At 69.6% G+C, this 14,546-nt stretch carries 14 protein-coding genes; 10 read left to right on the top strand and 4 right to left on the bottom strand.

Annotated features, from left to right (window positions below; genetic code table 11):
• Window positions 1-94 precede the first annotated feature (94 nt).
• Window positions 95-1,711, bottom strand: coding sequence for an aminotransferase class V-fold PLP-dependent enzyme (locus tag ABEA67_RS15540; protein WP_345466890.1), 1,617 nt, complete (start codon window positions 1,709-1,711; stop codon window positions 95-97).
• Window positions 1,712-1,809: 98 nt separating this feature from the next.
• Here ABEA67_RS15540 and mnmG point away from each other — a divergent pair, with 98 nt between their 5' ends.
• From mnmG to ABEA67_RS15565, 5 genes are all read left to right on the top strand, one after another.
• The gene (gene mnmG / locus ABEA67_RS15545; protein WP_345466892.1) at window positions 1,810-3,618 is read left to right on the top strand and encodes a tRNA uridine-5-carboxymethylaminomethyl(34) synthesis enzyme MnmG; all 1,809 of its coding nucleotides are present in this window, start codon (window positions 1,810-1,812) and stop codon (window positions 3,616-3,618) included.
• 83 nt (window positions 3,619-3,701) lie between these two features.
• Window positions 3,702-4,052: a hypothetical protein gene (locus tag ABEA67_RS15550; RefSeq protein WP_345466894.1), complete on the top strand. Its 351-nt coding sequence runs from the start codon at window positions 3,702-3,704 to the stop codon at window positions 4,050-4,052.
• Window positions 4,049-4,801 carry a 16S rRNA (guanine(527)-N(7))-methyltransferase RsmG gene (gene rsmG / locus ABEA67_RS15555; RefSeq protein ID WP_345466897.1) on the top strand — a complete coding sequence of 251 codons (753 nt, stop codon included), beginning with the start codon at window positions 4,049-4,051 and terminating at the stop codon, window positions 4,799-4,801. Before ABEA67_RS15550 ends, rsmG begins: the two co-directional genes overlap by 4 nt.
• A complete protein-coding gene (locus ABEA67_RS15560) occupies window positions 4,798-5,547 on the top strand; it encodes a ParA family protein (RefSeq protein ID WP_345466898.1) in 750 nt (249 codons plus the stop codon). Before rsmG ends, ABEA67_RS15560 begins: the two co-directional genes overlap by 4 nt.
• Window positions 5,531-6,382 (top strand): ParB/RepB/Spo0J family partition protein, encoded by an 852-nt coding sequence (locus ABEA67_RS15565; RefSeq protein ID WP_345466900.1) that lies wholly within the window; start codon window positions 5,531-5,533, stop codon window positions 6,380-6,382. Before ABEA67_RS15560 ends, ABEA67_RS15565 begins: the two co-directional genes overlap by 17 nt.
• A gap of 57 nt (window positions 6,383-6,439) precedes the next feature.
• Here the strand turns inward: ABEA67_RS15565 and ABEA67_RS15570 are convergent, their stop codons facing one another.
• Both ABEA67_RS15570 and ABEA67_RS15575 read right to left on the bottom strand, forming a co-directional pair.
• Complete coding sequence (locus ABEA67_RS15570; protein ID WP_345466902.1) at window positions 6,440-7,765, bottom strand: VanW family protein; 1,326 nt, start codon at window positions 7,763-7,765, stop codon at window positions 6,440-6,442.
• Between the two features lie 74 nt (window positions 7,766-7,839).
• Window positions 7,840-8,871, bottom strand: a complete 1,032-nt coding sequence (locus tag ABEA67_RS15575) for a YpdA family putative bacillithiol disulfide reductase (RefSeq protein ID WP_345466973.1) — start codon at window positions 8,869-8,871, stop codon at window positions 7,840-7,842.
• A gap of 121 nt (window positions 8,872-8,992) precedes the next feature.
• Between ABEA67_RS15575 and ABEA67_RS15580 the strand changes: the two genes are divergently transcribed.
• Window positions 8,993-9,178, top strand: coding sequence for a hypothetical protein (locus ABEA67_RS15580; protein WP_345466904.1), 186 nt, complete (start codon window positions 8,993-8,995; stop codon window positions 9,176-9,178).
• A 9-nt stretch (window positions 9,179-9,187) separates the two neighbouring features.
• A complete protein-coding gene (fumC, locus tag ABEA67_RS15585) occupies window positions 9,188-10,597 on the top strand; it encodes a class II fumarate hydratase (protein ID WP_345466906.1) in 1,410 nt (469 codons plus the stop codon).
• Between the two features lie 21 nt (window positions 10,598-10,618).
• Here fumC and ABEA67_RS15590 read toward each other — a convergent pair whose 3' ends face one another.
• The gene (locus ABEA67_RS15590; RefSeq protein WP_345466909.1) at window positions 10,619-11,245 is read right to left on the bottom strand and encodes a uracil-DNA glycosylase; all 627 of its coding nucleotides are present in this window, start codon (window positions 11,243-11,245) and stop codon (window positions 10,619-10,621) included.
• Between the two features lie 314 nt (window positions 11,246-11,559).
• Between ABEA67_RS15590 and ddrC the strand changes: the two genes are divergently transcribed.
• The 3 genes from ddrC to ABEA67_RS15605 all read left to right on the top strand — a co-directional run bounded on the left by ddrC (window position 11,560) and on the right by ABEA67_RS15605 (window position 14,519).
• Complete coding sequence (gene ddrC / locus ABEA67_RS15595) at window positions 11,560-12,252, top strand: DNA damage response protein DdrC (RefSeq protein ID WP_345466913.1); 693 nt, start codon at window positions 11,560-11,562, stop codon at window positions 12,250-12,252.
• Window positions 12,253-12,363: 111 nt separating this feature from the next.
• Window positions 12,364-13,419, top strand: coding sequence for an LptF/LptG family permease (locus ABEA67_RS15600; RefSeq protein WP_345466915.1), 1,056 nt, complete (start codon window positions 12,364-12,366; stop codon window positions 13,417-13,419).
• Window positions 13,416-14,519 (top strand): LptF/LptG family permease, encoded by a 1,104-nt coding sequence (locus tag ABEA67_RS15605; RefSeq protein ID WP_345466917.1) that lies wholly within the window; start codon window positions 13,416-13,418, stop codon window positions 14,517-14,519. Before ABEA67_RS15600 ends, ABEA67_RS15605 begins: the two co-directional genes overlap by 4 nt.
• Window positions 14,520-14,546 lie beyond the last annotated feature (27 nt).

Consider the following 14,546-nt stretch of genomic DNA (forward strand, 5'->3'; position numbering starts at 1 on the left):
CCTGTCCCCGGCCGCGGGACGTGCGGGGGCAGAGGCGTCCAGGGCGGTGCCCAGCAAAGTTCGGCAACCCTGCCGGGCCGAACGGAGCGCTGTCCTAATAGGCGAAAAACACCAGGTCGGGGGGCACATTCTCGGGCAGCGCTCTCCCCTCCCCTGCCGGGAGCGAGGCGGCGAGGTCCTGGGCCTCGGCCAGGTAGGCCGCGTAGGGTATCGGCCCGGCCTCCCGTTCGGGAAAGTGGCTGCCGAAGAGGTCGGGCGGGGCCTGGTCCTGCGGATGCGTCCACGCGCCGCTGCGCCAGTCCAGGGTGTAGAGCGGCAGAAAGCGCTCGCCGAACGCCGCGACGAACTCGATGGCCGACAGCAGAAAGTCCACCTCCTCATCGGTGGCCCAGGGAGCCAGGTTCAGGCGGGTCCAGCCGGGCTTCAGGCCGTCGAGGTCCCCCAGGATGCACTGCTGGTAGCGGGCGCTGCGCGCGTCGTCGATGTTCAGCAGCGCGTGGCCGTAGGGACCGGCACAGGCACAGCCACCCCGCGCCTGGATGCCGAACAGGTCGTTGAGCAGGCGCACGACCAATCGGGGATGCAGGTACGTGCCCTCCTCCCCCGCGCGAATCAGGAAGGACAGGAAGGCCAGCCGGGGGGCGTCCGGGTTGCCGAGCAGGTGCACCCGCGGGTTGGGCTGTAGCCGTGCCAGGGCACGGGCGAACAGCTCATGCTCGCGGGCGGTGAGGCGGGCCACCCCCAGCGCCTCTTTCACGTGAAACGCGAGGGCCGTTCGCAGCTTGCCCAGGATGGCGGGCGTTCCGGCGTCCTCCCGCGCCTCGATATCGTCCACGTAGCTGTGGTCGGTGCGGCTGACATAGCGCACGGTGCCGCCTCCCGGCACGCTGGGCACCGCCAGCTGGTAGAGGTGCGCCTGGAAGCACAGCAGGCCCGGCGTCCCCGGTCCGCCCACAAACTTGTGCGGACTCAGGAACACGGCGTCGTAGCCGTCGGGCTTGCCCGGCTTCATGTCGATCTGGACATAAGGCCCACTCGCCGCGAAGTCGAAGAAGGCAAAGGCCCCGTGCGCGTGCAGCACGCGGGCCACGCTGCGGGTGTCGGTCAGCAGCCCGGTCACGTTGCTCGCGGCGCTGAACGAGCCGATCTTGGGGCGGCCCGCGTAGGCGGGGGCTTTCAGGAGCTGCACCAGCGCGTCCAGGTCCAGGTTGCCGCGCGGGCACAGCGGCACCTCCACCACCTCGGCGATGGTTTCGCGCCAGCTCACCTCGTTGCTGTGATGCTCGTAGGGGCCGACAAAGACCACCGGGCGGTCGCGTTCGGGCAGCGCCGCCAGCACAGTTTCCCGGTGCGCGTGCGGCACGGTCAGGCCCAGGATGTCCTGTATCCGGCGCACGGCGGCGGTGCTGCCCGACCCGCAGAACACCAGCTTGCAGCTCGCGTCCCCGCCGAGCTGGGCCTTCACGTACTCCGCCGCCTGGTGGCTGAGGTGGGTCGAGTGTGCCCCGGTCGCGCTGTCCTCAGTGTGGGTGTTGGCGTACAGCGGCAGGGCCAGCCGCCCGATGCGCTCCTCCACGCTGCGCAGTGCCCGCCCCGAGGCGACGTAATCCGCGTAGGTGACGCGCCTGCGCCCGAACGGAGTGCGAATCACCGCGTCCGTGCCTATCAGGTCGGCCCGCAGTGTCTCAAAGTCCATCGGGGCAGTGTCCATGAAGGGAGCTTAACCGGCCCGTGACCTTTCTGCCCAGCGCGGTACCGTAATTCGGGACGGAAAGCGGCCTTTCCCCCACTGGTACACTTCCCCCTGCTATGAGCGGCTGGAATGTAATCGTGATCGGCGGGGGGCACGCAGGCCTGGAGGCTGCCTGGGCCGCCGCGAAGTTTGCCCGGACGGCCCTGCTGGTGGGCAATCCCGCCACGGTGGGCCGGATGCCCTGCAACCCGGCGGTGGGCGGCCCCGGCAAGAGCCAGCTCGTGTTCGAGGTGCAGGCGCTGGGCGGCTTGATGGGCCGTCTGGCCGACGACACCGCGATTCATACCCGCGTGCTGAACGCCAGCAAGGGACCGGCCGTGCAGTCCCTGCGCGTGCAGAACGAACGCGACGCCTACGCCGAACGCGCCCAGGACGTGCTGCTGGGACACCCGGAGATAGATGTCGTGCGCGGCGAGGCGGCCGATCTGGAGGCCGATGGGCGCGGCGGCTGGTGGGTCGTGACGACCGACGGCCGCCGCCTGCATGCCCGCAGCGTGGTAATTGCGGCGGGCACCTTCATGCGCGGCGTGACCTGGTACGGCCGCCATTCCCGCCCCGAGGGCCGCCAGGGCGAACCGCCCTCCCGCTTCCTGAGCGAACCCCTGGCCCGCGCCGGACACGTCCTCAAACGCTACAAGACCGGCACCCCGCCGCGTGTCCGGGCCGATTCCGTCCGCTTTGACGACCTATTGGAGATTCCCGCCGACCCGCAGCCGCGCGGCTTTACCGGCCGCCCCGGCCCCCGCGCGGCCGAGTCGCCCACCTGGCAGACCCACACCACCGCCGAGACGCACGGGCTGATTCAGGAGAACCTCCACGAGTCCCCGATGTACGCCGGGGACATTGAGGGTCTGGGGCCGCGCTACTGCCCCAGCATCGAGGACAAGGTGGTGCGCTTTGCCCACCATGACCGGCACCTGCTGTTCGTGGAGCCGGATGGTGTGCAGACCAGCGAGGTGTACCTCCAGGGCTTCAGCTCCAGCCTGCCGCCCGCCCTGCAAGACCGGCTGGTGCGGACCCTGCCCGGCTTCGAGGCCGCCGTCATCCAGCGCTACGCCTACGCCGTCGAATACGACGTGGTGGATTCCACCGAACTCACCCTGAACCTGGAATCCCGCCTGCTGCCGGGCGTCTTCACAGCGGGTCAGATCAACGGCACCAGTGGCTACGAGGAGGCGGCCGCTCAGGGTCTGGTGGCCGGAACGGCTGCCGCCCGCCGTGCCCTGGACCTGTCCGAGCTTCAGATTTCACGTGAAACGGGCTACCTGGGCGTGCTGCTGGATGACCTGGTATTCAAGGGCAGCGACGAGCCGTACCGCATGATGACCAGCCGCGTCGAACATCGCCTGATCGTGCGCCAGGACAACGCCGACGAACGCCTTACTGGGCTTGGCCTTGAGCTGGGACTGGTAGACGGGGCGACCCGTGAGGCCGTCCAGGCGAAGTATGCGCGGGTCGCGGAGGGCGTGCGTGCTCTGGAAACCCAGCGCATTCAGGGCCAGCCCGGTGACGCCTGGCTGCGCCGCCCCGAGTTCACGCTGGAGGACGTGGAGGCGCTGGGTATTCAGTTGCCCCACCTTTCCGCAGGGGAGCGCGAGGCCGTCGCCATCCGCGTGAAGTACGCGGGGTACATCGAACGCGCCGAACGCCAGCTCGCCGCCGAGGGCCGCGCCCGTGCCCTCAGCCTCAGCGGGGTGGACTTCCGGCAGATTGCCGCCCTGTCCAACGAGGCCCGTGAGAAGCTCGACCGCGTGAAACCGGGCACGGTGGAGCAGGCGGCGCGTGTGCCGGGCGTGCGTCATGCCGATATCAGCGCCCTGTTGGTGCATCTGCGCCGCAATGGTGACGTTTCACGGGAAACCTGACAGTGAAACAAGCGAAGCGGCGGGCAGTGGGTCAGCTTCTGCCCGCCATCCTCGCTTGACGCCTCCCCGGTTTCACGGGAAACTTGACGGTGAAACAGGAGGCGGGGTTGGCGGCAGCGACATTTGAAACCGGCGTCTTTCTGGGCGTCCTGATCGGGGAGGGCCATTTCGGGGGGGACGGCAAACAACCCCAGGTCACGGTCAGAATGCACCTGCGGCACGAGCGGCTGTTCGGGCGGCTCTTGGAGTGGTGCCCCGGTTCGCGGCTCTACGGTCCCTATCATCACGGGGGCCGCAGTTATTTTCAGTGGATGGTGCGGGGGGACGTGTTGCGGGAGCGGCTGGTGCCGCTGCTGGACGCCCTGCCGCTGGAGGACATCGATGAACACGTTTATGAGCGGTACCAGGCGATGAAAGCGAAGTACGGCCTGTGACGCCGGAAGGACAGACGCTGCTGCTGGACGGGGCCGCCGCACTGGGACTGGCGCTGACGCCCGAGCAGGTGGAGCGTTTCGCCCATCTGCTGCTGCTGCTGACGGAAGCCTCCGCCCAGATGAACCTGACCGCCCTGCGCGAGGAGCGCGACATCGTGCTGAAGCACTTCGTGGACTCGCTGACCTGCCTGCGCGGCGGCTGGCTGGACGGGGCCGGGCCGGAGGCGGCGGGTCCAGTGCTGGACCTGGGCACTGGCGCGGGCTTCCCGGCACTTCCGCTCGCGATCATGCGCCCCGACCTTCCCACCGTGCCGCTGGACGCCACCCGCAAGAAGGTGGAGTTCGTGGAACGGACGGCGCAGGCGCTGGGGCTGGCGCGGGTTCACCCGCTGGTCGGCCGCGCCGAGACGCTGGGCCGGGACCCGGAGCAGCGTGGGCGGTATGGCCGGGTGGTGACGCGGGCGGTCGCGGCGCTGCCGATTCTGGCCGAACTCGCCCTGCCGTTCCTGCGGGAGGGTGGCCTGCTGGTGGCCCAGAAAGGCCCCATCACGCCTGAGGAGCTGGAGGCCGGAACCCGCGCCGCCGCCGAGGTGGGCGGCGAGGTGCGGGCGGTGGACCCCTTCACGCTGCCCCTGACGGGCGACGCACGGACCCTGGTGGTGATCGAGAAGACGGGGCCGACGCCCGAGCGTTATCCGCGCCGGGAGGGTGTGCCGAACCGCAAGCCGTTATTCTGGCAGGCGACGTGAAGACCCTCGGAGTCGTGAATCAGAAGGGCGGGGTGGGGAAGACGACCACCGCCATCAACCTGTCCGCCTACCTCGCGGCGGGGGGGCGGCGGGTGCTGCTGCTAGATATGGACCCCCAGGGCAACGCGACCAGCGGCCTGGGCCTGCGCGGGGCCACGCAGGGGCTGTACGAGGCCCTGGGCGAGCCGGGCCGGGTGGCCGAGTTCGTGCAGCCCACCTCCCAGCCGGGCCTGGATGTGCTGCCCGCCACCCCCGATCTGGCCGGGGCGGGCGTCGAGCTGGCCGAGGACCCCGACGCCCTGGCCCGACTGCTGGCAAGTGTGCAGGGCTACGACCTCGCCATCATCGACGCGCCGCCCAGCCTGGGACCGCTGACGGTGAATGTGCTGGCCGCCGCCGACGCGCTGCTGATTCCCCTTCAGGCCGAGTATTACGCGCTGGAGGGCCTGGCCGGCCTGATGGAAACCGTGGAGCGGGTGCAGGGCGGGCTGAACCCCCGGCTCAAGGTGCTGGGGGTCGCCATCACCATGTTCGACGGCCGGACCAACCTCGCGCAGGAGGTCGAGACGATGGTGCGCCAGCACTTCGGGGAACTGGTGTTCTGGTCGGTGGTGCCGCGCAACGTCCGGCTCTCGGAGGCCCCCAGCTTCGCCAAGCCCATCAACGCCTTCGCGCCCCTGTCGAGCGGCGCGGCGGCCTACAAGCGCCTCAGCGAGGAGGTGATGCAGCGTGTCGAAAAAATCTAGCCTCGGGCGCGGCCTGGACGCCCTGCTCAGCCGGCCGCAGACGGCCGAGGCTCCGGCGGCCCTGGCCGTGCAGCCCGTGCGGATAGACCGCATCGTGCAGGCGGCCTACCAGCCCCGGCAGGTCTTCGAGCCGGAGGCGCTGGCCGAACTCGCCCAGAGCATCCGCGAGAAGGGCGTGCTGCAACCGCTGCTGGTGCGCCCGCGCGGCGAGAACTTCGAGATCGTGGCGGGCGAGCGGCGCTGGCGGGCCTCGCAACTGGCCGGGCTGACCGAGGTCCCGGCGCTGATCCGCGACCTGGGCGACCGCGAGGCGCTGGAAATCGCCATCATCGAGAACCTCCAGCGTGAGGACTTGGGGCCGCTGGAAGAGGCGCGGGCGTATCAGGCGCTGCTGGAGCAGGGCCTCAACCAGGAGGGGGTGGCGCAGGCGGTCGGCAAGGGCCGCTCCACCATCTCCAACGCGCTGCGGTTGCTGACCCTGCCGGAGGCCGCGCTGCGGGCGCTGGAGGGGGGCGAGATCAGCGCCGGACACGCGCGCGCCATCCTCGCGCAGCCGGAGGGCGACCGGGCCTGGGCACTGGGCGAGATTCGCACCCGCCGCCTGAGCGTCCGCGAGGCCGAGGCCCTGAGCCGCGCGGCCCGCACGACTGCGGCTGGCCCCATCCCCGTGAACCCGCCCCGTGCCTACCGACAGGTCGAACTCGACCTCAGCCGCCGCACCGGCACCAAGGTCCGCATCACGGGCGAGGACAAGGGGCGCGTCGAACTGAACTACGCCTCCCGCGAGGAACTCGACCGGATTCTGGAGCTGCTGGGCTACGCCGGGGAGGAATAGCCGGCAGGGCAGAGGGGGGGAGAGCCGCGCCGCCCTCCCCCCCTTTCTGCTCCGGCGTCAGCGCCGGGTGCCGACCAGGAAGATGTTCGGCCAGGGCCGGTAGGTGCTTTTCAGGGTGTCCTGCTTGAAGGTCTGGCCGCTGCGGATGAACTTGCGCGTGACCTCGATCACGGCTCCGGGCGCGGCCCAGTCCACCTGCTTGCGCTGCCCGGCGCGGAGGCTGGCGTCGCGGATCAGGCGGTCGGCGGGAGCAGGCGTGCTGCTGAGGGTGCGCGGCGAACCGACCTCCACCGTGAAGTCGCGCGCCTTGCCGAACACGTTGATCGTGAGGCGGGATTCCCGGTCGTCCCAGTCGGCCTGGAACCACAGCGCGCCGCCGGTGTCGTTGGCGAATTTCAGGTCCAGCTTGGGCTGGTAGATGGTGGCGTCCAGCCCCTGCGGGTCGTAGTAGTGCACCTGGTAGGAATGGTTCTGCCGCTCCCTGATCGGCAGCCCGGCGGCATACAGCGCCCGGAACACCGTGGTGCTGACCTGGCAGATGCCGCCGCCCACACCGTCGGCGGTGCGCTCCCCGGCGATGACCAGGCCGGTCACGTACCCCGCGCGGGTGCTGACCGGGCCGATCATCTGGTTAAAGGACACGACTCCGCCCTCGACCAGCCGGTCCTGAAAATTGCGTGTCCCGACATGGATGTTGGTCATGCGGGCGGCGCTGCTGCCGTAATAGTTCGTCTCGCCGGTGCCCAGGTGCGCCGTGATGCCCCGCGAGGCGAAGAAGTCCAGCGTACGCTTCGGGGCCACCTGCCCGGTCAGGGCCACGTTCGCCTTCACGCCCTGCGGGTCTTGCAGCGCGGCCAGGACGTTGGCGCGGGTCTGGGCCTCGTCCACCTTCAGGCCGTTGCGCTGCACGACGGCCCAGTCGCCGTCCAGGTTCTCGAAACGGGCGTCCTGTCCCTGGCGTGGCAGGCTCGCCAGAAACGCCTTCAGGTCGGCGTCCAGGCTCTGGGTGATCACGCCGCGCGCCCGGAGCTGCGCCACCCGGTCCACCGGCAGCGTCAGCACGCGCGTGAAGGGCACGGTGGTCTTCTTGCCGTTCACCAGCGCGGGAGAGGTGGCCTGCACCACGATCAGGAGCGGCGCAGTGCGGGCGGGGGGGCGCGGTGTGGCGGGTGCAGGGGGCGGGGTGACGGGCGCTGGTGTTGCCGTATCCGGGCTGACCGGAGCCGCAGGGGTGGGCACCAGCTCCGGCGTGGGTGCGGGCGTGACGGGCAGGGCGGGAATCTCCACCTGCGCGAACGCACTGCCCAGCAACGCGCTCACGAGCAGGGCAGCTCCCCCATGAGCGAGACGGGCGCGGGCGGTTCGGGGGCGGGTCGGGGCCATGGGGGCAGTATCCCACGCGCCCCTTTCTGAAAGGTGACAGCCCGAAAGGTCACGAGCCGGGACGTGACGGTACTTCATCCGGCAGGGGAGGGGAGGGGAGCCAGGTCCCGCGCCTCTGCCGCCTGCCCCGCCAGTTGCCGCTCGATTTCCGCCACCGCCAGCAGCGCGTGGTGCCGCCCGTTCTCGATAAACACCTGATTCGTCTTGCCCGCGAAGCCCGCCGACCCCACCACGAAGAGGCCCGGCACCGTGCTCTGGTAATGCTCGTCCAGCACCAGGCATTCGTCGGCCTGCTGCGCCAGGTCCAGCCCCGCCAGGAAGGAGAGGTCGGGGCGGTAGCCCGTCAACGCAAAGGTGAAATGCGTCGGCAGCCGGGAGGTCATGCCGTCCGCCCGCTGCACCAGCACGTGTTCGGGGTGAATCTCCACCACCTGCGAATTGAAGTGCGCGTGGATGCTGCCTTCCTTGATGCGGTTTTCCAGGTCGGGGCGCACCCAGTACTTGATGGTGGACTTCAGTTCCGGCGCGCGGACCACCATCGTCACGTTCGCCCCGCCGCGCCACAGGTCCAGCGCGGCGTCGGCGGCGCTGTTGCCCGCGCCGATGACCGTCACGTTCAGGCCCAGGAAGGGATGCGCCTCGGTGTAGTAGTGGCTGACGTTCTCGGAGTGCTCACCGGGGATGCCCAAGTGGAGGGGGTTGTCGTAGTAGCCGGTGGCCACCACCACCCGCCGGGCCTCCACCACGCCCGGCGTGCCGTCCTGCGCCTCCACTTCCAGGGTGAAGCCTGCCGGGGCAGCATGGACACGCTTGACCTCGGTGTACAGGCGCACGTTCAGGTCCTCGCGCTGCGTGACCAGGCGGTAGTACATCAGCGCGTCGCGGCGGTCGGGCTTGTCGTGGCCCGTGACCATCGGGTGATTGCCGATTTCGAGTTCGGGCGCAGTGGTGAAGAAGCTCATGTAGGTGGGGTACTCGAAGATAGCGTTCACCACGCAGCCCTTCTCCAGCACCACGTAACTCAGCCCGGCGCGCTTGCAGGCGATGGCGGCGGCCAGCCCGACCGGGCCAGCGCCGACAATCGCCACGTCGTACATCTCACTCATGGGGGCAGGACTCATAGGGGAAAAGTGTGGCACGGACGCGCGGGCGAGACGGTGAGCTGTTCAGGCACCACCATCAGTCCACGCCGCCGCGCACCAGCATCAGGCCAATGGTGTATTCGGGTTGGGAATACCGCTGGCCCTGGCCGCCGTGTCGCCGCTGGTGGACCGGCTGCCCGTGACGCTGTGGTTTGCCCTCTCGGCGGGGATGATGGCGCTGGGGACGCTGGCCTGGGTGGGCGTGGTCCGCGCCGAACGGGGGACAGCCCATCCGGGCGTTCCCCAGGAAGTGACCGCCGCCGCCGATTAAACTCGGGGTATGACGCAGACGGCTCAGGGGCAGACCCGCAAGGAATCCGACACGATGGGCACGCTGGATGTGGACGCCAGCCGCTACTGGGGCGCGCAGACCGAGCGCTCCATCCACAACTTCCCGATTGGCCGCGACACCTTCGTGTGGGGCCGACCGGTCATCCGCGCCCTCGGCATTCTGAAAAAGGGCGCGGCGCAGGCAAACGCCGAACTGGGCGAACTCCCGCAGGACATCGCGGACCTGATCGTGCGGGCCGCCGACGAGGTGATCGCCGGGAAACTGGACGAGCATTTCCCGCTGGTGGTGTTCCAGACCGGCTCGGGCACCCAGAGCAACATGAACGCCAACGAGGTGATATCCAACCGCGCGATTGAACTCGCGGGCGGCGAGATGGGCAGCAAGTCGCCGGTGCATCCCAACGACCACGTGAACCGCGGCCAGAGCAGCAACGACACCTTCCCGACGGCCATGCACATCGCGGTGGTGCTGGAACTGAACGAGCGGCTGTACGGCAGCGTCGGCAAGTTGCGGGACACGCTGGCGCAGAAGGCCGAGCAGTACAGGGACCTGGTGAAGGTCGGCCGCACGCACCTGCAAGACGCCACGCCCATCACGCTGGGCCAGGAAATCGGCGGCTGGGTGGCGCAGCTCGACTACGCGCTGGCCGAGGTCAGGCACGCCGAGCAGGGCCTCTACGACCTCGCCATCGGCGGCACGGCGGTCGGTACCGGCCTGAACGCCCACCCCCAGTTCGGGGACCTCGCCGCGAAGAAATACGAGGCCGAGACCGGCTTCCCCTTCCGCAGTGCGGAGAACAAGTTCGCGGCCCTCTCCGCCCACGACGCGCTGGTACAGACCTCGGCGGCCCTGCGGACGCTCGCGGGCGCGCTGATGAAGATGGCGAACGACGTGCGCTGGCTGGCCTCCGGCCCCCGCAACGGCATCGGGGAAATCACCATTCCCGAGAACGAACCCGGCTCCAGCATCATGCCCGGCAAGGTGAACCCCACCCAGAGCGAGGCCATGACGATGGTCGCCACCCGCGTGTTCGGCAACGACGCCACCGTCGCCTTCGCGGGGACGCAGGGCAACTTCCAGCTCAACGTGTTCAAGCCGGTGATGGTCCACGCCGTGCTGGAAAGCATCCGCCTCATCAGCGACGCCAGCCTCGCCTTCAACGACAACTGCGCCGCAGGCATCGAGCCGAACGAGGCCAAGATCAGGGAAAACCTCGACAAGAACTTGATGCAGGTAACGGCCCTGAACAAGCACATCGGCTACGACAAGGCCGCCGCTATCGCCAAAAAGGCCCACAAGGAAGGCACCAGCCTCAAGGAAGCGGCCCTCGCGCTGGGCTACGTTACCGAGGACGAGTTCAACCAGTGGGTCGTGCCGCTGGACATGACCCATAGCTGAGATAAGCGGGAAGGGAAGGGGCTACTCCTTGGGAGAGGGAGTGGCCCCTTCTGCTGGGACTGGTCCACGGCTCAACTGGCGCGCCTGAACGAGCATTTCCAGGGCCAGCACGGCCGAACCTCGCCGCGAGACGAAGTTCTGCGGGCTGGGGTGCGGGCAGGCGAGGGTGGGCAGGGAAGAGCCGGCGAGGGACCAGGCCTGCTGGGCATGTCGCCCCACCAGCACGACCACTCCCAGTCGTGGCATCTGCTCAAGCACCTGCCGGGTCAGCGGCGCGGCCTCCGCGTACTGCGCTGGCCGGGGCGTTACCACGCCGCCCTCGCTCATCTGCCAGGGCACGGCGTTCCAGAGGGCCACGTCAGAGCGGCGCAGGCCCGAGAGGTGGATCAGGCAGCGCATGTTTTCCGCCGTGCCGTCGGGATTGTCCATCGAGACGAAGCGCGTGCGGCTCACGACCGGACCGGGCGATTCGAGCAGCAGCAGCACCCGCGCCTCCCTGCCGCCGTCCGCCGGGTCGAAGTAGGGCAGCCAGCGTCCGCCCACAGATTGCTCCTCCGCCCAGCGGTTGAGGGGGGCGACGTGGGGGGCAAACCTCTGGTCCAACCGGGCCTTCTGGACCTCCTCCGATTTCAGGGCGCGCGTCTCCATCGCTGCATTGTGGCCTGTCTCCCGGCGCTGCCCCATCCGCTTTCGGGGAGCGTTGTCTGCCTGGAGCCACATGGACTCGCCTGCATAATTTGACTTCGCCTGCATCCCAGGCTATCTTGTTCTTATCACCGCCGAAGAAGGCGGCTTTTTTATTGCTGTTTCGAGGCGTTCCCAGCAGCTCCCGTTTTTGACCCTACCCTGGAGGCTGCTGGACTTTTGAGAAAGGTAAAAAGCCCGGCTGACACAGGAACTACAGCAAGGCCAGCGTCTCCAGTCTATTATGTTTTTAGCGTAAACTATGCTAAGATATACGCATGAAGACCGCTCCTGTCACTCTGGAATTTGGGACGCAGCGCCTGCCCGCCAGCGCGGACGGGTTGCTGCACGCCTCCACCGCCCTCCTGGCCCTCGGTGTGTCCATGCCCTCCGACTGGTCGGGCTTTGCCGCCGAACACGACCTGCACAGCCCCGAACGCGACTTTGGCGTCGGCCCGGAAGCCACCCTCGACCCGGCGGAGTTTGCCCGGCTGGCCTTTACGCTCGATACACCGGGGGCGCGGCGCTGGCGCAAGCGGGCGCAGACGCTGCTGGCCCGCGTGCTTACCGGCGACGTGCGGCTGGCCGCCGAGATTGCCGAGCGGAGTGCCGACCCCGAGGCGCGGCGCTGGCTGGGGGCACGGCTGGAAAGCACCGATGCCCGCCGCGAACTGATGGGCACCGTCGCCCGGCATGGCGGCGAGGGGCCGGTGTACGGGCAACTGGGCAGCATCAGCAACCGTAGCGTGCTGGGCACCGACTCCGCCACCATCCGCCGCGAGCGCGGGGTGAAGCAGACCCGCGACGGCCTGCGCACCGACGAACTGCTGCGCCTCGCCTACCTCGACACCGCGACCGCCCGCGCCATCAGCGAGCGGGGTGCCCAGGGCAACGCGGCCATCCTGCGCCTGCACGAGGAAGTCGCGCGGCGGGAACGCCTGCTGTGGGACAGCCCGGCGCAGGCGGGGTAAGAGAGGCGGAAGGCGCAAGGCCGCGGGGGCTGGGGCGAATGCTCCGGCCCTTTTTTTGCCATCGGCCATCCGCCATGGGCCTTCTGCCTCTCCTCATCCGGTCCCGCTAGAATGCCGCGCGTGCCCTTCACGCTGAACCGCTACGTGCTGCGCGAGGTGCTGCGCTGGTATGCGGCAGGCCTGGTGCTGTTTCTGATTCTGCAACTCACGGACGCGCTGAGCACCACCGTGAGCTACCTGCTGCTGTACCACGCGTCGCTGGGGCAGGCGCTGGGGGCCTTTGGGGCCATCGCGCCCAACCAGCTCAACCGCTCGCTGGTGCTGGCGGTGCCGTTTGCCGTGCTGCTGGCCTTCGGGCGGCTTCAGGGAGACAGCGAACTCAAGGCGATGTTCGCGGCGGGGGTACGGCCCCTGAGCCTGGTGTGGCCGCTGGCGCTGCCGTTCGTGCTGGTGGGGCTGCTGGCGTTTGTCAACACCGGATACGTGGTGCCCGCCGGGCTGAGTCACTGGGACCGGGCCTGGTTCAACATCTACGGCCAGGTGCCGCCGCCCCCCAGCCAGACGAACTACACCTACGCGCCGTCCGGGGCGCTGTTTTATGCGGGGCGTGTGACCAATGACGCGGGCGGAAATGTGGCGCGGCTCGACGGCGTGCTGATTCAGCGCGGCAACGAGACGGTCACGGCCCAGTCGGGCACCTGGGACACCCGGCAGCGAATCTGGACGGTGCAGGACGCCTGGGTGACCCGCCCCGGCGAGGACCCGCAGCAGGTGAGCGGCGCGCTGGTGTTTCCCCAGACCGACACGCTGGAGCCGCCGCAGCCGCCCGGCGAGCAGGTGAGCACGCCGCAGCTCCGGGCGCGGCTGGCCGCCGGACGCCGCACGCCCGAGGAGACGCGCGCCGACGCCTTTGAACTCGCCCGGCGCGTTTCCGACCCCCTCACGCCGCTGGTGTTCGCGCTGGCGGCGGGGGCACTGGGGCTGCTGCTGCGCAACCGGGCGGCGGCGTTCGCGGCGGTGGTGGCGTTCGTGGGGCTGTTCTACGGCCTGTGGGTCACGGTGCCGCAGCTCGCGCGGGTGGGGGCGCTGCCGGTCACGCTGGCGGCGTGGCTGCCGAACGCCGTGTTTCTGCTGCTGGCCGCGGGGCTGGCCTGGAGACTGCGGTGAAGCGGTTCGAGCGTTACGTGCTGGCCGAGGTGCTGCCGCCGCTGGCGGGGGCGCTGGCGGTCGTGATCGTGCTGCTGCTGCTGGCCCTGCTTCAGGCGGTCTTCGCGCCGCTGCTCGCCAAGGGGGCGAGTCCCCTGCTGGTCGCGCGGCTGGCCGCCCTGAATATCCCCGAGGCGCTGGCCCAGGGCCTGCCCATCGCGCTGATGTTTGCGGCGCTGCTGGGGCTGTCGCGGCTGGCCGCCGACTCCGAGATCAAGGCGGCGCTGGCGAGCGGCGTGCCCGCCTCGCGCCTGTTCCGGCCCGTGCTGCTGCTGGCGGGGCTGATCGCCCTGCTGGCTTTTGGCATGAACGAGCTGCTCGTCACCCGTGCCAAGGTGCAGGCCCAGAGCGTGCAGCGTGAAATTGTGCTGGACAACCCCCGCGTGATTGGCCTGGGCGAGACGCGGGGCGGGCAGAGCCTGGTGCTGCGCGACGCCCTGAACCGCGCCATCAGCGTGGGCGAGGCGCTGCCGGGCGGCGAGCTGCGCGACCTGCGTATCGTGACCATGCAGACGGGCCAGCCCCCACGCGAGGTGATCACCGCCCGGCGCGGCCGCCTCAGGCCCGGCAGCAACGTGCTAGAGCTGGAGGACGGGCGGCGCGTCACCTTTCAGGACGCCCGGCCCGTCACGGTGCTGACCTTCACGCGCGGCACGCTGCCGGTGCAGGACGTGCAGGCCAGCTTCGACGGCGGGCAGGGCACCCTCAAGCCCATCTACCTGCCGCTGCCCGAGCTGCTCGCCCGCACCAACGCCTACCGCCAGCAGCATGTTCCCGCCCCCGCCGACTTCACGGCGCTGCACCGCAAGTTCGCCGAGCCGCTCGCCGCGCTGGCCCTGGCCTTTTTTGTGGTCAGCCTGGCCGTGTTCGCCTTCCGCAGCGGGCAGAACCTCGGGGTGGTGTGGGCGCTGCTGCTGAGCTTCGCGTACTACGCCACCTGGAGCGTCTTCAAGGTGATGGGCGAGAACGGCGCGCTGCCCCCCGCCCTGGCCGCCTACGCGCCCGACCTGATCGCCGTGCTGGCGGGCCTGGTGCTGCTGTGGTGGGCGGGCCGCAGATGAAGAACCTGTAACCAACTTCACAAGTGG

It is taken from the genome of Deinococcus carri, assembly GCF_039545055.1.
Taxonomy (GTDB): Bacteria; Deinococcota; Deinococci; order Deinococcales; family Deinococcaceae; genus Deinococcus; species Deinococcus carri.